At 31.7% G+C, this 20,944-nt stretch carries 23 protein-coding genes; 1 reads left to right on the top strand and 22 read right to left on the bottom strand.

Going from position 1 to position 20,944, the window contains the following annotated elements; all coding sequences use genetic code 11:
* Positions 1 to 35: 35 nt before the first annotated feature.
* From ssp1_RS06225 to ccpN, 12 genes are all read right to left on the bottom strand, one after another.
* Positions 36 to 635, bottom strand: coding sequence for a superoxide dismutase (locus tag ssp1_RS06225; RefSeq protein WP_002451880.1), 600 nt, complete (start codon positions 633 to 635; stop codon positions 36 to 38).
* A 292-nt stretch (positions 636 to 927) separates the two neighbouring features.
* Complete coding sequence (locus ssp1_RS06220) at positions 928 to 1,347, bottom strand: Fur family transcriptional regulator (protein WP_002451879.1); 420 nt, start codon at positions 1,345 to 1,347, stop codon at positions 928 to 930.
* A complete protein-coding gene (locus ssp1_RS06215) occupies positions 1,337 to 2,197 on the bottom strand; it encodes a metal ABC transporter permease (RefSeq protein WP_075778361.1) in 861 nt (286 codons plus the stop codon). The genes ssp1_RS06220 and ssp1_RS06215 overlap by 11 nt, the downstream gene beginning before the upstream one ends.
* A 55-nt stretch (positions 2,198 to 2,252) precedes the next feature.
* Positions 2,253 to 3,023 carry a metal ABC transporter ATP-binding protein gene (locus ssp1_RS06210; protein WP_002465755.1) on the bottom strand — a complete coding sequence of 257 codons (771 nt, stop codon included), beginning with the start codon at positions 3,021 to 3,023 and terminating at the stop codon, positions 2,253 to 2,255.
* 106 nt (positions 3,024 to 3,129) lie between these two features.
* The gene (locus ssp1_RS06205; RefSeq protein WP_075778362.1) at positions 3,130 to 4,020 is read right to left on the bottom strand and encodes a deoxyribonuclease IV; all 891 of its coding nucleotides are present in this window, start codon (positions 4,018 to 4,020) and stop codon (positions 3,130 to 3,132) included.
* Positions 4,021 to 4,029: 9 nt separating this feature from the next.
* Positions 4,030 to 5,373 carry a DEAD/DEAH box helicase gene (locus ssp1_RS06200; RefSeq protein WP_002451875.1) on the bottom strand — a complete coding sequence of 448 codons (1,344 nt, stop codon included), beginning with the start codon at positions 5,371 to 5,373 and terminating at the stop codon, positions 4,030 to 4,032.
* Between the two features lie 126 nt (positions 5,374 to 5,499).
* Positions 5,500 to 6,603 (bottom strand): Nif3-like dinuclear metal center hexameric protein, encoded by a 1,104-nt coding sequence (locus ssp1_RS06195; RefSeq protein WP_002451874.1) that lies wholly within the window; start codon positions 6,601 to 6,603, stop codon positions 5,500 to 5,502.
* On the bottom strand, positions 6,600 to 7,283 hold the full coding sequence (locus tag ssp1_RS06190; protein WP_118828153.1) for a tRNA (adenine(22)-N(1))-methyltransferase: 684 nt from the start codon (positions 7,281 to 7,283) through the stop codon (positions 6,600 to 6,602). The genes ssp1_RS06195 and ssp1_RS06190 overlap by 4 nt, the downstream gene beginning before the upstream one ends.
* Before the next feature lie 110 nt (positions 7,284 to 7,393).
* Entirely contained in the window at positions 7,394 to 8,497 is a 1,104-nt protein-coding gene (gene rpoD, locus ssp1_RS06185) for an RNA polymerase sigma factor RpoD (protein ID WP_002451872.1), read from the bottom strand.
* A 334-nt stretch (positions 8,498 to 8,831) separates the two neighbouring features.
* Positions 8,832 to 10,640, bottom strand: coding sequence for a DNA primase (gene dnaG / locus ssp1_RS06180; RefSeq protein ID WP_118828152.1), 1,809 nt, complete (start codon positions 10,638 to 10,640; stop codon positions 8,832 to 8,834).
* A gap of 60 nt (positions 10,641 to 10,700) precedes the next feature.
* Entirely contained in the window at positions 10,701 to 11,519 is an 819-nt protein-coding gene (locus ssp1_RS06175; RefSeq protein WP_002451870.1) for a pyruvate, water dikinase regulatory protein, read from the bottom strand.
* An 11-nt stretch (positions 11,520 to 11,530) separates the two neighbouring features.
* Entirely contained in the window at positions 11,531 to 12,154 is a 624-nt protein-coding gene (gene ccpN, locus ssp1_RS06170) for a transcriptional regulator CcpN (RefSeq protein ID WP_075778365.1), read from the bottom strand.
* A 336-nt stretch (positions 12,155 to 12,490) separates the two neighbouring features.
* Here ccpN and ssp1_RS06165 point away from each other — a divergent pair, with 336 nt between their 5' ends.
* Positions 12,491 to 13,882, top strand: coding sequence for a glycine--tRNA ligase (locus tag ssp1_RS06165; protein WP_049424344.1), 1,392 nt, complete (start codon positions 12,491 to 12,493; stop codon positions 13,880 to 13,882).
* A 76-nt stretch (positions 13,883 to 13,958) separates the two neighbouring features.
* Here ssp1_RS06165 and recO read toward each other — a convergent pair whose 3' ends face one another.
* The 10 genes from recO to rpsU all read right to left on the bottom strand — a co-directional run bounded on the left by recO (position 13,959) and on the right by rpsU (position 20,931).
* A complete protein-coding gene (gene recO / locus ssp1_RS06160) occupies positions 13,959 to 14,711 on the bottom strand; it encodes a DNA repair protein RecO (protein ID WP_171970122.1) in 753 nt (250 codons plus the stop codon).
* A 28-nt stretch (positions 14,712 to 14,739) separates the two neighbouring features.
* On the bottom strand, positions 14,740 to 15,639 hold the full coding sequence (gene era / locus ssp1_RS06155) for a GTPase Era (protein WP_002451866.1): 900 nt from the start codon (positions 15,637 to 15,639) through the stop codon (positions 14,740 to 14,742).
* Positions 15,636 to 16,043 carry a cytidine deaminase gene (gene cdd, locus ssp1_RS06150; RefSeq protein WP_075778367.1) on the bottom strand — a complete coding sequence of 136 codons (408 nt, stop codon included), beginning with the start codon at positions 16,041 to 16,043 and terminating at the stop codon, positions 15,636 to 15,638. Before cdd ends, era begins: the two co-directional genes overlap by 4 nt.
* A 12-nt stretch (positions 16,044 to 16,055) precedes the next feature.
* Positions 16,056 to 16,400 (bottom strand): diacylglycerol kinase family protein, encoded by a 345-nt coding sequence (locus ssp1_RS06145; RefSeq protein ID WP_002451864.1) that lies wholly within the window; start codon positions 16,398 to 16,400, stop codon positions 16,056 to 16,058.
* Between the two features lie 2 nt (positions 16,401 to 16,402).
* Positions 16,403 to 16,870: an rRNA maturation RNase YbeY gene (ybeY, locus tag ssp1_RS06140; RefSeq protein WP_002451863.1), complete on the bottom strand. Its 468-nt coding sequence runs from the start codon at positions 16,868 to 16,870 to the stop codon at positions 16,403 to 16,405.
* On the bottom strand, positions 16,871 to 17,818 hold the full coding sequence (locus ssp1_RS06135) for a PhoH family protein (RefSeq protein WP_002451862.1): 948 nt from the start codon (positions 17,816 to 17,818) through the stop codon (positions 16,871 to 16,873). It abuts the gene before it with no gap.
* A gap of 277 nt (positions 17,819 to 18,095) precedes the next feature.
* Complete coding sequence (locus ssp1_RS06130) at positions 18,096 to 18,791, bottom strand: iron transporter (RefSeq protein WP_118828151.1); 696 nt, start codon at positions 18,789 to 18,791, stop codon at positions 18,096 to 18,098.
* A gap of 15 nt (positions 18,792 to 18,806) precedes the next feature.
* Complete coding sequence (gene floA, locus ssp1_RS06125; RefSeq protein WP_002451860.1) at positions 18,807 to 19,796, bottom strand: flotillin-like protein FloA; 990 nt, start codon at positions 19,794 to 19,796, stop codon at positions 18,807 to 18,809.
* 18 nt (positions 19,797 to 19,814) lie between these two features.
* Entirely contained in the window at positions 19,815 to 20,522 is a 708-nt protein-coding gene (locus ssp1_RS06120) for an NfeD family protein (protein ID WP_002451859.1), read from the bottom strand.
* 232 nt (positions 20,523 to 20,754) lie between these two features.
* A complete protein-coding gene (rpsU, locus tag ssp1_RS06115; RefSeq protein ID WP_000048060.1) occupies positions 20,755 to 20,931 on the bottom strand; it encodes a 30S ribosomal protein S21 in 177 nt (58 codons plus the stop codon).
* Between the last annotated feature and the right edge of the window lie 13 nt (positions 20,932 to 20,944).

The raw sequence follows: 20,944 nt of genomic DNA, 5'->3' as shown, positions 1-20,944 counted from the left end.
TATTAAAGTTCCAGACTCGATAAAATACTGTTAAATTATTTAGCAGCGTTGTATAATTCGTCAACTTTTTCCCAGTTAACAACATTCCAGAAAGCACTGATATAATCTGGACGTTTGTTTTGATATTTAAGGTAATAAGCATGTTCCCAAACATCTAAGCCTAGGATAGGTGTTTTACCTTCAGTTAATGGGTTATCTTGGTTTGGAGTTGTAACGATTTCTAATTGACCATTATTAACAACTAACCAAGCCCAACCTGAGCCAAAGCGAGCTGCAGCTTTGTCAGCGAATTCTTTTTTGAATTCATCTAAAGAACCCCATTGTTCTTTAATTTTATCTACTACTTCACCTTTTTCTTCTGAATTAGGTGTTAATAATTCCCAGAATAATGAGTGGTTTAAGTGACCGCCACCGTTATTTCTAACTGCAGTTTGAATATCTGAAGGTACACTATCTAAGTTAGCTACAATTTCTTCAATTGATTTAGCTTCTAAGTCAGTACCTTCTACTGCTGCGTTTAATTTTGTTACATAAGTGTTGTGGTGTTTATCATGGTGAATCTCCATAGTTTCTTTATCGATGTGTGGTTCTAATGCGTCAAATGCATATGGTAATTTTGGTAATTCAAATGCCATAAATAATCATCCTCCTAAAATGTCTGTAATTTTATCATAACAAGCAGTCACATTTTCGACAATAAATGTGCTTACTTATGTGCTACTAATTATCTTTACAATTATTATATATCTCAAAATAGCTTTATTTAAACATTAAACCGGAATAAAACAGACATATTAATCTATTTCATACTAATGGAGTATACTTTTTGAGAAAATTTGTGTACTTTCACATTAAATAAAAAGATGGAATCACTTAGACTTAACTCTTTAGCCCATTTGTCATTCCATCTTAAAATTAAGATATCATTTATTTAGCTATCTTTTGACATTTTTCACAAATACCATAAACTTCAAGTTTATGTGTATGAATATCGACATTCGGTAAATATTGTTTTACTTGATCAATTGGACAAAAGTCGATGACTTTTGTATCACCACATTTTTCACAGATAAAGTGATGATGGTGATGATTAGTACAAGCAATTCTAAACTTCATTTCGCCATCTAATTCAGTACTTTCAATAATGGCTAAATCTTTAAATAAATGAAGATTTCGATAAATAGTATCAAATGAAATACCTGGATAATCTTTATCCATTACTTGTTGTATATATTTAGCGTTAATGTATTTATCTTCTTTAACAAAAATATTGAGCATATCGTTACGTTTATCTGTATATTTCAAACCGTTTTCTTTTAAAATTTTAATTGCATCACTAGTATTCATATTTACGATCTCCCTTTTGTGACTTTGATTTTAATTTTTGATAAGTCATCGTTATCATTAGCATAATGACTAATAGTACTACAATCACGCCACCAGGCGAAATATTGATATAAAAAGCTACAACAAGTCCTAATATGACTGAAAGTTCACCAATAATAATACTTAGTACAATTAATTGTTTAAATCCTTTAGTCCAACGCATTGCAATTGCTACAGGTAATGTGATTAAAGCACTGACTAATAATATTCCAACTACTCTCATAGACGCAGAAATAACCATTGCAACTACGACAATAAATAAAAACTGGATCCATTTTGGAATATCTATCACTTTACTATATTCTTCATCGAAAGATAAAATAAATAATTCTTTGTAAAATAATGAAATAAATAATAATACTAAAATAGTAATGAAAATGATAGTTGTTAAATCACTTAAGTTTACTGCACTGATAGAGCCAAATAATAAGCCTACAATTTCTTGGTTAAATCCATCAGCCAATGAGATAAAAATAGCACTTAATGCGATACCTGCACTCATAATAATTGGAATTGCGATTTCCTGATAATTTGTATAAGATGTGCGCAATTTTTCAATTAATAATGCACCTATAATAGCAAATAATATACCAAACCACATTGGGTTAATTAAAGTTAATGCAGGTATTACTGTAATCACAAACATGCCAAATGATATTCCACCTAATGTAACATGGCTCAAAGCATCAGCAATTAGTGAAAGCCTTCGTACTACTATAAAAGCACCAATTAAAGGTGCAATAAAACCTATTAAGATACCACTAATTAAGGAGTATCTCATAAAATCAAAATTTAATAATGCATCTATCATGAGTTACACTCCTCAAAATTATTTCTGATTAGATATATAGATAGTAAAACTAATATTAATTACAACATTCTCTATTGTGTTGATGATCAACAAATTGAATCGGATGACCATATATTTTAGAAATTTCAACTTCGTCCAGAGATTTAAAATCTTCTGTTGTACCATGAAAATGCAAATGTTTATTTAAACATGCCACTTCAGTAGCTGTATCAGCAACTACACCAATATCATGAGTGACTAAAATTATAGTGATGCCTTCTTTTTTTAAGCGATCTAGTGTTTCATAAAACTCATTTACGTGTTTAGCATCAATTCCATTAGTAGGTTCATCCAAAACCAACACACTAGGATTAGAAATTAAAGCACGTGCAATGAGAACACGCTGTTGTTGACCACCTGATAGCTCTGCAATATTTTTATGAATTAAATGTGAAATATTCAATCGTTCTAATACATGTTCAACTTGTTTTACATCATTTTGGTTAAAACGTTGGAAGAGTTTTTTTGTTTTAGTTAGTCCACTAAGAACCACTTCTTTAACGCTTGCTGGAAAACCGGCAGTAAATGAAGAAGCCTTTTGTGAAACATAACTAATTTTCAACGAAGATTTATTATTTTTTATTGGATGTCCATCAATAAAGATTTCTCCAGATTGTAAAGGTAATAAACCTAAAATGATTTTTAAAAGAGTGGATTTTCCGGCACCATTTGGGCCTACTATTGCTAAAAACTCGCCTTTATTAATTTTAATATTTATATTTTCAAGTACTTGTTTATGATCAAAATAATAATCAATGTTTTTGAGTTCAAATACTGGTGTTGTCATTTTTTCACCTCATTTTATACTATACATCTTGATATACCTAATGTAAATAGTAATGTTTACGACTAAACTGGCGCTACAGAATAATCTGTAACGCCAGTTTAGATATTTATTGATTTAAAATTTTATCTTTTAAATTTGGTTCAAATGTTTGTGATTTTAACATTTCAATTTCATGTTTATATGGAGGCTTTTTATTTTTTTTATCTTCACCAACATATGGTGTTTCTAAAATTTTAGGTATATCTTTAAATGTATCATGATGTACTACATAATTGAGTGCATCAAAGCCGATGTGACCAAATCCGATATTCTCATGTCTATCTTTATGAGCACCCTGTTCGTTTTTACTATCATTGACGTGAACGACTTTAATTCTATCTACACCAATAATTTTGTCAAATTCATTTAATACCCCATCAAAATCTTCTTTAATGTTATAGCCAGCATCATGAGTATGACAAGTATCAAAGCAAATTGATAAACGCTCATTATGTGTTACGCCATCAATAATTTGTGCAATTTCTTCGAATGTACGACCTACTTCTGACCCTTTTCCAGCCATTGTTTCTAATGCAATTCTCACATTATTGTCATTTGTTAATACTTCATTTAATCCATCTATAATTTTTTTAATACCTACATCCGCACCAGCACCTACGTGTGACCCTGGGTGTAAGACGATATCTTTAGCTCCTATAGCTTGGGTACGTTCGATTTCATTTTGTAAAAAGTTAACGCCTAATTCGAAAACTTCAGGTTTAGTGGTATTTGCAATGTTAATAATATAAGGCGCATGAACAACGATATTAGATAATCCATATTTTTCCATTGCTTCATGACCTTTAGTGATATTTAAATCTTCAATGCTTTTTCGTCGTGTATTTTGAGGTGCACCTGTGTAAATCATAAATGTAGATTCACCGAATTTGTGTGCTTCTTCTGCAGATCCTTCTAACATTTTTTTACCACTCATTGATACATGTGATCCAAGTAACATTTACTTCACCTATCCTTTTCTACTCTTTCTATTTTGACGGTTTTGACGTTTACTAAATTGTTTACGTTCTTGTCGCTTCATTCTTTCAACTTCTTGTTTAAATTTCTTTTTATAACCTGGTTTAACTTTGCGTTTTGTTTTACTACGTACTTTATTTTTAACCTCATTTGTTAGATGGTCGTCTTTATGTTGTCTAGTACGTCTAGTATTGTGTGCTTTGATAGGCGTAAGCTCATCGTTCTTAATATCCACATTTTCAAAGACATAACCTCTATCTTCAATTGCAGAAATATTATCCTCTTCATCTGGACTATATAATGTGATTGCAACACCACGATAGTTTCCTCGACCAGTTCGACCTACTCTATGAGTAAAGAAATCGATATCATTTGGTACATCGAAATTGATGACATGACTTACACCCTCAATATCGATACCTCTTGATGCTAAATCACTTGCAATCACAAATTGGAAGTCAAGATTTCTAATACGTTTCATTTGTTGCTTACGTTCACGAGGAGTTAATCCACCATGAATCATACCTACTTTGATACCGGCCTCATTGAGTGTACGTGCTAATTCATCGGCACTATCTCTACTATTACAGAAAATGATACATAAATAAGGGTTCAATATATCAATTAATTTAAGTGTTTTTTCAACTTTTGCAGTTCCTTTAGTAGGAATTAAATAAAATTCGATATTCTTTTTATTTTGTGATTGGTTATCTACTTCTACAAAATCAGGTTGTTCTAAATATTTATTTAAAAATGGCTGTAAAGATTTAGGGATTGTTGCACTGAATACAGCTATATTTGAATGTTCTTCTAATCGTGATGCAATATAGTCTACATCTTCTATTAAACCTAAATCTATCATTAAATCAGCTTCATCTATGATTAAATATGAGGCTAAATGTGTGTGTAAATGCCCACTTTTAGATAAATCATTGATTCTTGTTGGTGTACCAATGACTAATTGTGGTTGTTGATTGCAACGTTGTCTGTCTTTTTCAATATCTGTACCACCGATAAATAATTTGGCATTGACACCTTCTTTAAAACTACTTAAATGGTTAGCTGCTTGATAAAGTTGTTGCGCTAGTTCTCTTGTAGGTGCAACAACGATTGCTTGAGGTTCATGAATTTCAGTATCAATTTCATTAACTAATGGTAATAAAAATGAATGGGATTTACCTGTACCTGTTTGTGATTGTCCAATGATGTTAGTTCCTTTTAATATTCTAGGAATAATTCTATTTTGAATTTCAGTTGGTTTCTCAAATCTTAAATCTTTTACAGCTTCGATCATACTAGAGTTTAAACCGAAGTGTTCAAATGGATGTTTTGCCATTGTATGGCCTCCTTATAAGTTCATCTTTACTATTATAAAGTAATTGATAGTGTTTTTAAATATAATTCACCTTTGATATCGGATATATTCGTTTAAATTAATGTTTATCAAAAATATAACGATATATTAAATATATGTGAATGGATCTGTGTTAATATCTGACGCTAGTATTTTGATATTACTTTCATTTTCTTCTACTAACCACTCTTCTAGTAATTGTTTTAATCCTTCCTTCATCACATATTCACTATAATGATTGATATCTAATAAGTTGACGCCCGCAATTTTGGCATCAAGTGCATCATGATGTTTAATATCGCCAGTTATAAATATGTCTGCACCTAATTGTGAAGCTTCATATTCAAATCCAATACCAGAACCACCAATCATTGCTACTTTATTAATCGTAGTATTTGAACAACCAACGTATCGGACACTAGGAATTTGTAATTGAGATTTAACATAAGAAACAAAATCATCTATATTCATTGGTTCGTTTAATTCTCCAATAATACCCAAACCATATGAACCTTCTTTTGATAATTCAATAAAATCATAAACTGGGGTTTCATAAGGATGATATTGGTGAATCGCTTTCTCAGTTAATTGTCGTTGTGAATATGAAATCATAAACTCTAATTTCACTTCATCTACGTATTCAACTTCACCGATTTCACCTAAATAAGGATTGGCATCATCTACAGGTTTAAATTGTCCTTGACCTTTACTTTCAAAGAAGCAGTATTCATAATTACCTTCTTTAGCTAATCCAATATCATTAAGTTGTTGTTTAAATGTTTCGACATGGCTTTCGGGGATAAAGGTTTGAACTTTGAAATATTTTTCAGGTTCTTTATTAATCAAGTTAGTATTTTTTAGGCCAATTTTAGTGGCTAACATAGCATTGACACCTCTAGGATTAACGTCTAGATTCGTATGCATTGCTATTAAATTGATATTATTTTGAATTAGTAATCTGATTATTTCACCATAGCCTTGATTAGTAATTGATTGAACACCTTTAAAAATTAATGGGTGGTGACTAATAATAGTATTGATATTTTTATCTATTGCTTGTTCTACGATTTCTAACGTACAATCCAAGGCTGTTAAAATCCCAGTAACTTCTTGTGATTCATCACCTATAAGTAGCCCAACGTTATCCCATGATTCTGCAGTGTTAAAAGGCACATGTTCATCTAACATTGCCATTAATTCGTTAATTTTCATTTTTTAAGCACCTCTTTAATCATTACTATTTCTGCTTCAATCTCTTGATATCGATGTTGATGAATGTCTGGATTAAGTTGTTGATTTATCTTTTCTAACGCATGTAATTCTCTTTCCCATTTATTATAAAAACATTCATTTTTGTTTTCTAGTAATACTGGGCCAAATTTAAGTTCAAATTCAGTATAATGGCAGCTCTTTGATTGATATTCAGCTACAACTATTTCATAAATATGTCCTTTTTCTTCCATAATGCGTTCATCAATAATTTGATAGTTGATGTCTTGTAATAATGTTCTTAAACTTTGTGTTTGTATATTACTTTGGAGGATAAGTCTAGGTTTTGATTGAAGTTTTTGTTGTCCTTCTTTTAATATTTTAGCTATCAAAGGACCTCCCATGCCACAAATAGTAATATTGTCTATATGTTCATGGTGATTTATTACCTCTAAACCATCTCCAAGTCGCACATCAATTTGGTTACTTAGTTCATATTCTTGGACATTATTTCTTGCAGCTTCATAAGGACCTTTAATAACTTCACCAGCGATTGCTTGCGATATTAAATTGGTTTGAATAGCGTAGATAGGTAAATAAGCATGATCTGAACCAATATCAGCAAGTGTCCCAGGTTTAATAAATTCTGATACAGTTCGTAATCTATGATTTATCGTAATCATTAAAATGGTCTCCCTTTTTTACAAGTATTTAAAATAATTGATTGTATGTATGATATCAATTATAAATGAAATAAAGGCTGGGACAACCATTATGCCCCAGCCTAAATATATTAATCCATAAAGTCTTTTAGACGTTTACTTCTACTTGGATGTCTTAATTTTCTTAATGCTTTTGCTTCGATTTGACGAATACGTTCTCTAGTTACACCAAATACTTTACCAACTTCTTCTAATGTTCTAGTTCTTCCATCATCAAGTCCAAATCTTAAACGAAGAACGTTTTCTTCACGGTCAGTTAAAGTATCTAAAACATCTTCAAGTTGTTCTTTTAGCAGTTCATAGGCAGCATGATCTGAAGGACTTTGTGCTTCTTGGTCTTCAATGAAGTCACCTAAGTGACTGTCATCTTCTTCGCCTATTGGCGTTTCTAATGAAACAGGTTCTTGTGCAATTTTAAGAATTTCTCTTACCTTTTCAGGAGGTAAATCCATTTCTTCACCAATCTCTTCAGGTGCTGGATCACGTCCTAAATCCTGTAATAACTGACGTTGAACACGGATTAATTTGTTGATTGTTTCAACCATGTGAACTGGTATACGAATTGTACGTGCTTGGTCAGCGATTGCACGTGTGATTGCTTGACGTATCCACCATGTTGCATAAGTAGAAAATTTAAATCCTTTATTGAAATCGAATTTTTCTACGGCTTTAATAAGACCCATGTTACCTTCTTGAATTAAATCAAGGAATAACATTCCTCTTCCGACATATCTTTTAGCGATACTTACAACCAAACGTAAATTGGCCTCTGCTAGTCTTGATTTGGCGATCTCATCACCTTGCTCAATTCTTTTAGCAAGTTCAATTTCTTCTTGGGCACTTAATAAATCCACACGACCAATTTCTTTTAGATACATACGCACAGGGTCGTTAATTTTAACGCCTGGAGGTGCACTTAAATCATTAGGATTTAATTTAGCATCTGTATCTGAATGGTCTTTTTCATTTACTAATGTGATATCATTATCATTTAATTGATCGAAGAAATCATCCATCATGTCAGAATCCATTTCGAAATTCTGTAATTTTTCAGCTATTTCTTCGTGACTTAAGTGACCTTCCTTTTTACCTTTTTCAATTAATTGTTTTTTAACATCTTCCAATGTTAAAGTCGGATCAATTGTTTGCTTTTTAATTTTAACTTTATCAGACATGAAAAGGCCTCCTGGTATTAATATAAACTTTCAATTTATTCATTTTTATTATGTGTGATTATTTCGTTTCAATTGATGACACGTATTATGATTAAAAATTCAATATATCATTTGTTATAAAAATAACGCGTTCATCATAACTTATTGTATAAGATGTGGCCTAATTATTTTTAATTTGAAACCAATCAAATAAGTTTGTATTCTAAACTCCCTGATATTTTAATGGTTAAGTCATATTATGACAATATTCGATATTACATATTTACCCATTGTATGAGTGTAATAACCATTATTGAATGCCTAAAGTATAACAATACCATAAATTTTTATAATATTACATTCTACTTTTGTTTTTATTTACTATTAATTGCAAGTAATACTTTTGAAGTTCAATATCCCCTATTCTCGTTGCTTCACGCAGTTTATGGTTTAGGACTTCTAGTGAATCTTCATTTTTATTCTCATTCAATATGTTGATGTAATCTTCTAATTCATGTTCAAATGGTTCTTCATTTAAAACATATGAGTCTAAAGATATTAACGCTTCTCTCAAATCATCAGAATCAATGTATTGAATCATAGAACTGAGCTGATACATATCGTTATTCGAATAATAATCATGCAAAATATTAAATATACGCTTGAAATAGGCATTTGTAAAGTCATCTACTTCTATCTGTTGATGATAGTTTAGGAATGTATCTTTATCTTGCATGAAATGTTTTAAGAGTGCTCGTTCAGCTTTTTCGTGACGAGTCAACTGGTTAAATTGAATGACTTGTTGAGGTTGTCCTTCATATGCGTATGCATCATCTGGATACGAAGGGATATTGCCTTGAGATTGCTGACGTAACCCCACTTCATAGTCTAAAGTCTCAAAACTTACTTTAAACAATTCTGCAACGTCTTGCAATACTTTTTTCTGAAGTATGGGCGAAGTCATTGCAGCAATATCTTGAGTCACTTCTTTCAGATATTTTTCATATGCTAGATCATTATTTTGAAATTCATCTTTATGTGTATTGACTTTAAACATTACAAATGATTTTTTGTCTTTTTGTACAAAGTCTAGAAACGCATCATTACCATACTTTCTAACATATTCATCAGGGTCCATATCTGAAGGTAATTGCACAACGAATACATTTAACCCTTGTTCTAATAGCGTTTGACCAGTTTTTAAGGTTGCTTCTCTACCAGCAAAGTCGCCATCAAACATTAGTGTAATATTAGACGTTAATTTTTTAATAAAAGTAATATGTTCGCTTGAAAGTTGAGTACCCAAACTAGCAACTACTGTTTTTAAACCAGCATGATCTGATTTTATAACATCCATAAAACCTTCAAGTAATATGATTTCGTCATTTTTTCTAATGCTTTTACGTGCTTTGTCGAGATTATATAACAATTTTCTTTTTTGGAATATAGGTGTTTCCGGGCTATTTAAATACTTAGGTTCTTGGTTGGTATACGTCCTTGCAGAATATCCAACAATTCGCCCTTGAGCATTTTTTAATGGGAACATAATTCTATCTCTAAAGCGATCATAATAACTAAAATTCTCTTCATTTCTAGATAAAAGTCCAGCTTCATATGCTAATTCAATATCATATCCTTTTTTCTCTAAGAAATCATGACAGAAATGTGATGAATTAGGTGCGTAACCTATCCCTCTTTCTTTGATCAGCTGTTCTGGGAAATCTCTTTCTTTTAAATAAGTAAGTGCCTTCTCACCTTCTACTGTTTTCATAAGTGCATAGTGATAATATTCTTGCATTAGCTCATGCATTTCAATCATTTGCAAATCTTCTGAAGCAATTTGAGTATTCGTATTCTGATATTGGCTATTTCCAACATCAACCGTAATATCAACACGTTCCCCTAGTTCTTTAACTGCTTCTGTAAATGAAACATCCTTTATTTCTTGAGTAAATTGAAATACATTACCACCCTTTTTACATCCGAAGCAATGACATATTTGTTTATCTTCAGAAACTGTGAACGAAGGTGTTTTTTCATCATGAAAAGGACACAAACCTATATAATTGCGTCCTCTCTTTTCTAGCTTTACATATTCACTTACCAAGTCGAGTATATCTGTCTTATCTTTTATTTCATTTATAACTGATTGTTCTATACGCAAATTAGATCACCTATGACATATTAGTCTTAATATTATACCTTTTTTATGCATTAATTGAAATTATTTTGTTTGATTATTTTCGATAAAATAAATGATATCATTTGCTGTTTCTTCTATTGCTTTATCAGTTACATCTATAACTGGACAACCTACTTTTTCTACTAATGATTCAAAGTATTCTAATTCCTCTTTAATTCTAGTTTCTGTAGCATATCTCGCAGAGTCGCCTAATCCTAATTGTTTAAGTCTTTCCTTACGAATACGATTTAATTTTTCTTCGCTAATTTTTAAAGCGATACATTTTGAAGGATCAATATCAAACAATGCATCTGGTGGCGTCACTTCTGGAACAATCGGTATATTCATCACTTTATAACTTTTATGTGCTAAGTACTGTGATAAAGGTGTTTTAGATGTTCTTGAAATACCTAATAAAACAATATCGGCTTTTGGTAAACCTTTAGGGTCTTTACCATCATCATATTTAACAGCAAACTCTATAGCGTCTATTTTCTTAAAATAAGCATCATCTAGTCTATGCACAATACCTGGTTCATAGTATGGTGTTTCTTCTATTGAACCTGATAATAAGTCCATAAGTGGCCCCATAATATCAACTGACTTAAGTTGATGTTCTTTAACTTTAGCCACCATGTATTTTTTGATTTCTGGTTTAACTAAAGTATATACAATTATTGCGTCTGTATCTTCAGCAACTTGAATCACTTCATCCACATTTTCAAAGGATTCTATGTATGGGTAACGTAAAAATTCATGTTTACATTGCTTAGGATTAAATTGAGAAACACCGGCTCTAGCTACTAATTCTGCTGTTTCTCCGATTGAATCAGAAGCAACAATAATATTTATATTATCCATCTATTAACCACCTATTCTTTAAATAATGATACAAACAATTTTGTGATTGTCGTTTTAGATATTCTACCAACCACTTCGAATTTTTGATTATCTTTCAATCTAACTATGGGTATTGCATCTATTTCTTTATCTATCATTTGATTCGCAGCATAGATTATTAGTTCACTTTCTTCAAGATAAGTTAAATTTGGCATTCGAGTCATATTGACGCTTATGGGCATCGTATGAATATCATTTCCAATCATTGATGCTCTTAATAGGTCTTTACGAGAACAAACACCGATAAAGTCATTATCTTTATTTGTAATAAATAATGTTCCAGCGTCTTCTAAAAATATAGTACAAATTGCGTCGTAGACTGACATATCTTCTTTAACCACAACAGGTTGAGACATATAATCTTTAACAACATATTGTCTTAATTGTTCATGTATAATTTTATTTTTTGATTTACCTGAATAATAATAACCAACTCGTGGACGCGCTTCTAAAAAGCCAGACATTGTTAAAATAGCTAAGTCAGGTCGTAATGTAGCCCGTGTTAAATTTAATTGATCAGCAATATGCTCACCAGTTATAGGTCCATGTTGCTTAACGATTTCTATAATTTGTTCTTGTCTTTGATTTAATTCTATAGGTCCTCACCCCTCTTATATACATTACATATTATAACTGTTATTTTTATTTGCCACAAACACATATAAACGCTTGCTATTAAATATTTAATCAATTAGAATAATTATAAAGCGAGCTAAGGACGGTGTGAGCTTAGCAGACAAATTTTGGCATAAAAATTTAATTAATTTAAAAGTGAGTGGCTACACTAATTTGGGTGGAACCGCGGGTTAAATGATATTTTAATGTATATGATTTATACTAAATAAAAATGACTAACTCGTCCCAAGATAATAAAGTATATTTATGATGCTTTGTTGTCTTGGGGCGTTTTTATGTGTAAGGAGAGAAAAATTATGGCAAATGATATGGAACAAATTGTACAATTAGCAAAACACAGAGGTTTTGTATTCCCAGGTAGTGACATTTATGGTGGATTATCTAATACATGGGATTATGGTCCGCTTGGTGTTGAATTAAAAAATAATGTAAAAAAAGCATGGTGGCAAAAATTTATTACTCAATCACCTTATAACGTAGGTCTAGATGCTGCGATTTTAATGAACCCAAAAACTTGGGAAGCATCAGGACACTTAGGTAACTTTAATGATCCAATGATTGATAACAAAGACAGTAAAATTCGTTATCGTGCTGATAAATTAATTGAAGATTACATGCAGCAAGAAAAAGGCGATGAAAACTTTATTGCTGATGGTTTAAGCTTCGATGAAATGAAAAAAATTATTGATGATGAAGGCATTGTTTGTCCAGTAAGTGGTACCGCAAATTGGACTGATATTCGTCAATTTAATTTAATGTTCAAAACATTCCAAGGTGTAACTGAAGATTCAACAAATGAACTTTTCTTACGTCCAGAAACAGCGCAAGGTATTTTCGTTAACTACAAAAACGTTCAAAGATCAATGCGTAAAAAATTACCATTCGGTATTGGTCAGGTTGGTAAATCTTTCCGTAACGAGATTACGCCTGGTAACTTCATTTTCAGAACACGTGAATTCGAACAAATGGAACTTGAATTCTTCTGTAAACCTGGTGAAGAAATTGAATGGCAAAACTACTGGAAGACATTTGCTAGCCAATGGTTAAAAGACTTAAATATTAGCGAAGAAAACATGCGTTTACGTGACCATGATGCAGATGAATTATCTCACTATTCAAATGCTACAACTGATATCGAATATAAATTCCCATTTGGTTGGGGTGAACTATGGGGAATCGCAAGTCGTACTGACTTTGACTTGAAAAAACATAGTGAACATTCTGGTGAAGACTTTAAATATCATGACCCAGAAACAAATGAAAAGTATATTCCATATTGTATCGAACCGTCATTAGGTGCTGACCGTGTAACACTAGCGTTCTTATGTGATGCATATTCACAAGAAGGTGTTGAAGGAAGTAAGGACGAACGTACTGTACTTAAATTCCACCCTGCTTTAGCACCATACAAAGCGGCTATCTTACCATTAAGTAAGAAATTATCAAGTGAAGCAATTAAAATCTTTGAACAATTAAGTCAAAGTTTCTCAATAGATTTTGATGAATCACAATCTATTGGTAAACGTTACCGTCGACAAGATGAAATTGGTACGCCTTATTGTATTACATTCGACTTTGATTCTTTAGAGGATAATCAAGTTACTGTACGTGACAGAGATTCTATGGAACAAGTTCGTATGCCAATCTCAGAATTAGAAGCATTCTTAGCCGAAAAAGTTAAATTCTAATTCATCTATTATAAATAATCTATAAAAATACCGAATCACATAATAATGTGGTTCGGTATTTTGTGTTTGTTAAAGACTAGTCTTTCATTTCTAACCTCTTTAACTGGTTGATTAACTTTTGACTTTTAAAGAACATACCTGCATATTCTCTATATAGCATGATCATCAATTCTGACATTTCGTCTAAAATATCTTGATGGATATTTAATTCATTCATTTTTTCAATGGGGAGTTTGTACAAGACATCTAATAAATATAATGTTTTATTGGATAATTGTAATGCATGTGGATCTTGGTATGCTACAGCTTGAGAAATAGCACCATCAAATTTGAAACTATATCCAACTAATTTTGATTGATCGGTATTACCGCTTATTACGCATTGATTAAATAAAGCAGAAAAACCAAACTTATTCATACACTTAAGTAATACAATGATTGACATTAATTGAGCTGACTGACCAGATGATATCTTGGTTAGAACAAAGTTTAGTAAATCATAATTATATTTTGAAATTTCATCTTCTTCCATTGAACGATCAATGGTTTCGGCACATAAAGTTGCGAAACTACTTTCATACAAATCGAGTTGTAATTCATAATGTTGGTTAATGACATCTACAGAATTAAGCGTACCCATACCTCGCCATTTATTATAAATAAATAAGCCATACACAAACATTTGTGTATGCGCTTGTAAACCTGATTTAATTTTCTTGGCCCTTCTAGCCATCAATGGAACTTTGCTACCATATTCATTTAAAATTGTAATTATTTTATCTGATTCGCCGTACTCCACTGATTTAATTATGATGCCTTTTTGTTTCATTAGCATACTAACTCACCATCTCTCTGAGTTAATCTTGATCTTCAATATAACCAATTTGACGAATAAAGTTAACTTTATTTCTCCAATCTTTTTGCACCTTAACCCATAGTTCAAGATATACTTTAGAACCTAGAAGCATTTCTATATCGTGTCTTGCCCTCTTTCCGACTTCTTTTAGTTTCTTGCCACCTTTACCAATGACGATTCCTTTTTGAGAATCACGTTCAACATATATCGTAGCTTCGATTCGAACTCTATCTTCATCTTCTTTAATCATACGATCAACATTAACGCCAATAGCATGTGGAATTTCTTCACTTGTTAAGTGTAATATTTTTTCACGAATAATTTCACCGACCACAAACTGTTCAGGATGGTCCGAAATTTGATCATCTGGATAATATTTTGGTCCTTCAGGTAAGTATGACTTTAATACATCTATAAAATGATCGACATTCAAACCTTCTAGTGCAGAAATAGGTACGATTTCAGTGAAGTCCATATATTCTTGATACTTTTCTATTTTAGGCATTAATGCATCAGGATGTACTAAATCTATTTTATTTAATACTAAAAATACGGGTGTTTTTAAATCCTTTAGCATATCCATAATATATTCATCGCCACGACCAATGTCTTCGTTTACATTAACCATAAACATAATCGCATCTATTTCAGAAAGTGTATTTGTGGCAACTTTCATCATGTAATCTCCAAGCTTATGTTTAGGTTTATGGATACCAGGTGTGTCAATAAATATAATTTGGGCATCGTCTCTTGTCATAACACCTTGAATTTTGTTACGTGTTGTTTGTGCTTTATCAGACATAATCGCAATTTTATGTCCGATAACTCTATTTACAAATGTAGATTTACCTACATTGGGTCTTCCTATAATTGAAACAAATCCTGATTTATGTTCTGTCATTTATTTAAATCCTTTCCAGAAAATCCGTATGGTAGTAATTCTTTAACTGTTGATTCGATCATATCGCCTTTATGATTAGTCATATAAACTGGCATATCATCGTCACATAACTCTTTTAATACTTGTCGACATTCACCACAAGGTGATGATGGTACTTCAGCATCTACAGTAACAGTGATAGATTCAAAATCTCCAGGCTGATATCCAGCAGATATCGCAGCAACTAAACTTGCGCGTTCTGCACAAATACACATTGAATATGCTGCGTTTTCTACATTAGTTCCATAAAATGTTCGTCCATCTTTAGCTTTCAAATAGGCACCAACTTTAAAGTTACTATATGGTGAATAAGATCTTCGTTGTGCTTCTCTAACTTCTTTAAAATAATGAGATTGATAACTCATTGATTCCGCCTCCTATATTAAATTAATTAAATGTGGAATAAAGACAATGAGGCCAATGATTAATGCTAAGACGGAAACAATCATCACACTAAAAGCAGCAATATCTTTCGCATATTTAGCGTAATCATGATACTCAGTAGTAACTAAGTCAACCACATATTCAACGGCTGTATTAATAGCTTCAAATGCTAAAACTAAACTAATTGCTAATAATATAAATATCCACTCAGAACGATTAATATGAAGTAAAAATCCAAAAACAATTGCTATGATACTCGCATATATATGAAGTGAGAATTTTTGATCTTTGATTAAAAGTGTTTTCAAACCATTTAGTGCATATTTAAAACGACTCATTATTAGTCTCTCGTCAATCCATAGGCGTTTAATATAGCATCTTGACGACCAAACATTTCTTTCTCATCTTCTTCATTCATATGATCATAGCCTAGTAAGTGAAGAAATCCATGTAATGCTAAAAAGCCTAATTCTCTTTCAAAAGAATGTCCGTAAGATTCTGATTGTTCTTGAGCAACATCTGTACAAATAATGATGTCACCTAATACTCTAGGTATATCAAATTCACTCATATCAATGTCCGGTTCATCTTCTTCAAGTGCAAATGATATGACATCCGTAACTTTGTCTTTGTCTCTATACATCTTATTAATCTCTTGAATTTCAGATTTATCTACGAAGGTAATAGATAATTCAGCATCTTCACTAATTTCTTCTTGCTGCTTAGCAAAATTAAGTAGCTTTTCAATTTGTTCATACCATTCATCTTTAACTAACTCAGTATGATCACTAAAATCTATTGTAAACATTTAGTCCTCTCCCTCGTATCTATCTATAATTTTACTTACAAGTGGATGTCTCACTACATCACTTTGATCAAGTTTCATAATATTAATCCCTTTAACACCATGTAACTTTTTGACCGCTTCTTTCAACCCGCTTTTAACACCTTTTGGTAAGTCGACTTGTGTTTGGTCACCTGTGACTACCATTTTAGAACCAAATCCTAAACGAGTTAAAAACATTTTCATTTGAGCATGAGTTGTATTTTGTGCTTCATCTAAAATCACAAATGCATCGTCTAATGTTCGACCACGCATGTATGCTAATGGAGCAATTTCTATAATACCACGTTCTATAAATCGTGCAGTTTGTTCTCTACCTAGCACGGTATTTAATCCATCATATAATGGTCTCAAATACGGATCAACTTTCTCTTTTAAATCACCAGGTAAAAATCCTAATGATTCACCCGCTTCAACTGCCGGACGTGTTAATACGATTCGTTTAACGTTTCCTTTACGTAATTGTTTAGCAGCATAGACAACTGCTAAAAATGTTTTACCAGTTCCTGCAGGACCTATACCAAAGACTAAGTCATTTCGATACATAGCATTTATATACATTCGCTGACCCATAGTTTTAGCGCGGATGGTTTTGCCAAAAGCATCTTTAGTAATTTCTTCATCATATAAGTCTAAAAGTTGTTGGATTGTGCCATTTTCTGCCATTTTAATAGCAGCTTCAACATCTTTTAACGTTATATTATTTCCCAATTCAATCACTTTTAATAAATTGGTTAACACTAATTCGGCTTTTTCTACATGCTCAATTTTTTCACCTTTAACCGCAATTTCTTGACCACGAGCATGTATTACGACATCAAAACTATCTTCTATAGCTTTTAAATGTTCATCATTGTTACCTATTAAAGCTTGGGATTGATTAATGTCGTCGATTTGAATTATACCAGGCATAAACGCGCTCCTTTTCAAAATACATTTTTATAATTCACTATACCCATATTTGGGTTAATATACTTATATTATACCATTGTTATGGCTATATTGATTCTATTTCGTTTTAATTTAAATAATTCAATCAAGTCTTTTATATGTTGATTTTGATCGTATAATCATTCTTATCTAAATATTACTAAATTCTGTAAAGTGACTCAAATCATCCTTTAATCATCTTTGACTTCAATCATTCGCAATAAAAAAACCTATTGGAAATAATCCAATAGGCTGAATATTATAATTGTTTAGGTTTGGCCAAAATTTCAGACCAGATGATACCATTAACGACTTCATCATTGTCAAATTGAAATGCTGATTTAGACATATTACGTTCTATATTTTGAGAATTAAGTAATTGTTTTAATCTTAATTGTTTAGTACGTTCAGATAAATATTTGTCATTAATAATATCCTGCGCTTTCTTCTCAATAAGAGCAAGTTGCTTTTCTTTCTCCCTATCGATTTCACTTCTAACATTTTTAAGATCTTGTTGAAGTTTTTTCTCTAATGATTTAGGTAAATTCTCAGAATTTTCATCCCTTGATGGAGTTTGTTTAACTGGTTCGCGTATATCTTTTTCATTATGATAAGGTGTCGGGTCTGGTTTAGGTATTGAATCATCATAATCTGTTGGTCTTCTATGCATTTCTTCTGTTGTCTGTTCAGTTTTCTCTAGGTTTTGATTAATGGGTGGTAATGTATCTTCATATTTCTTTTTCTTGTCAGTTGTTGTTTCTCCATTAATCTCATCATTAATTTCTCTAAATGTTTTTTCAATTTCTTCAAAGAAACCACCTGTTTTAGGTTGTTGATTATCTTTAGGTGATTGAGGTGGCTTTTGATTCTGTCTTTCTTTATGACTATTATCACGTATGGTACTAATGATTGTCGCTATCACAGATATGACAAAAATAATTACCCCAATACTCATTTAATCACCCCACAGTTATTGTTCTGGTGATTCGTCATCATTTTGATCAGTACGTTTATTAATAGCATTTCTCATACCAGTATCGGCTTCTATATTTTTAAGATTGTAGTAATCTTTGACGCCAATATTTCCTGATCGTAAAGCTTCTGCCATTGCTAAAGGTACCTCTGACTCAGCCTCTACAACTTTAGCACGCATTTCTTGTACTCGAGCTTTCATTTCTTGTTCAGAAGCTACAGCCATTGCACGACGTTCCTCAGCTTTAGCTTGTGCAATATTTTTATCAGCAAGTGCTTGTTCAGTTTGTAAATCTGCACCAATATTCTTACTAATATCAACATCGGCTATATCAATAGAAAGTATTTCAAAAGCTGTTCCTGAGTCTAATCCTTTACTTAATACTGTTTTAGAAATGCTGTCAGGATTTTCAAGAACTTCTGTATGATGTTTACTTGAACCTATTGTTGAAACAATACCTTCACCTACACGGGCAATAATTGTTTCTTCACCAGCACCACCGACTAAACGAGCAATATTGGCACGAACAGTAATACGGGCTTTCGCTTTAACTTCTATACCGTTCATAGCTACACCGGCAATAAATGGTGTTTCAATAACTTTAGGGTTAACTGACATTTGAACTGCTTCTAAAACATCTCTACCTGCTAAATCGATTGCTGCACCTCGTTCAAATGGTAAATCAATATCTGCACGTTGCGCAGCGATATTAGCATCAACAACTCTATCTACATTACCTCCAGCAAGATAATGTGATTCAAGTTGATTTGTTTTTAGATTTAAACCTGCTTTGTGCGCTTTAATTAATGGGCCAATCACTTTTCTCGGTGAAACCCTTCTTAATCGCATACCTACTAAGGTACCAATACCAACATGTACACCAGCAGCTAATGCAGAAATCCAAAGACCTACTGGTACAAATGAAAATAGTATTAATAAGGCTACAATAATTACTACTGCAATTATAATAAATCCTATACTAAACATCGTATCTCTCCTTTTTTATTATTCTATTTCTCTTACAACAACTCGTGTACCTTCAACCTCAAGTATTTTAACTTGTCTATTTCTTAATATGAATGTACCGTCAGAAACTGCATCGATACGATCATCCTCACAAGAAATAATACCTGCTGGTCTTAAATCGGTGATGGTGCGAGCTGTTTTACCAACTAAATGAGAGCGATCATCATGTGATGTATATCCTGATTCAGCATTTGTTGAATCTTTTAAAATGACCTTATCCAAAAATGGAATTTTTCGTTTGAATAATTTAACTAAAATCACCCATTCAATGATTGATAATATTAAGGCTACGATGACATTACCTAGCATAAGTAACAAGTTATTTCCTAACATGACTATGCTTATTGTTATTAAAATCATACCAATAATACCAATGACTGCTCCAACGACGAACAATTCAATAATGACGAAAATAACACCCACGGTAAATAAGATGACTGATAATATATTGACATCACCTTGCATTAGAAAGCCTAAAAACATAATTAATAAGGCTAATGAAGCGATAATACCAACAAAATTGATTCTTTTAGAATACAATTGATATAAAAAGCCTAAAAATATAATACAGGTAAGAATAAGTGATACCAATGGATGAACAATGATATTAGCAATGTCATTGACCCAATTATTCTCTGATGAAAATTGTGTTAAAACTAACCTATGTATTTCATTTAAATATCCCATTGTTTCACCTCGCTCTCATAATAATTATACATGAAAACGCAGTCATATTATAGTGATTCACTAATATATAAAAAAATAATTTATCAAAAATAATAGTAATTACAGACTAATTTGTTATAAACAATGAATTTAATTTTCCATAAAAAGCACACAAAAACATCTCAGTTTATAAACTGAGGTGTTTTATATTTATAATTAACATTCTTGTTGAGGGAGTCAACAGAGTTATTAATTATTTGAATTTACGTTTACGTGCAGCTTCAGATTTCTTTTTACGTTTAACACTAGGTTTTTCGTAAAATTCACGTTTACGTACTTCTTGGATAGTACCACTTTTTGAAACTGAACGCTTAAATCGACGTAAAGCATCTTCAAGTGATTCATTTTTACGTACTACTGTTTTAGACATCTGTATTTCCCTC

The sequence above is a fragment of the Staphylococcus sp. M0911 genome (assembly GCF_003491325.1).
Taxonomy (GTDB): Bacteria; Bacillota; Bacilli; order Staphylococcales; family Staphylococcaceae; genus Staphylococcus; species Staphylococcus warneri_A.
The sequence above is the reverse complement of the archived record's forward strand: the minus strand, read 5'-3'. Positions and strand labels throughout refer to the sequence as shown.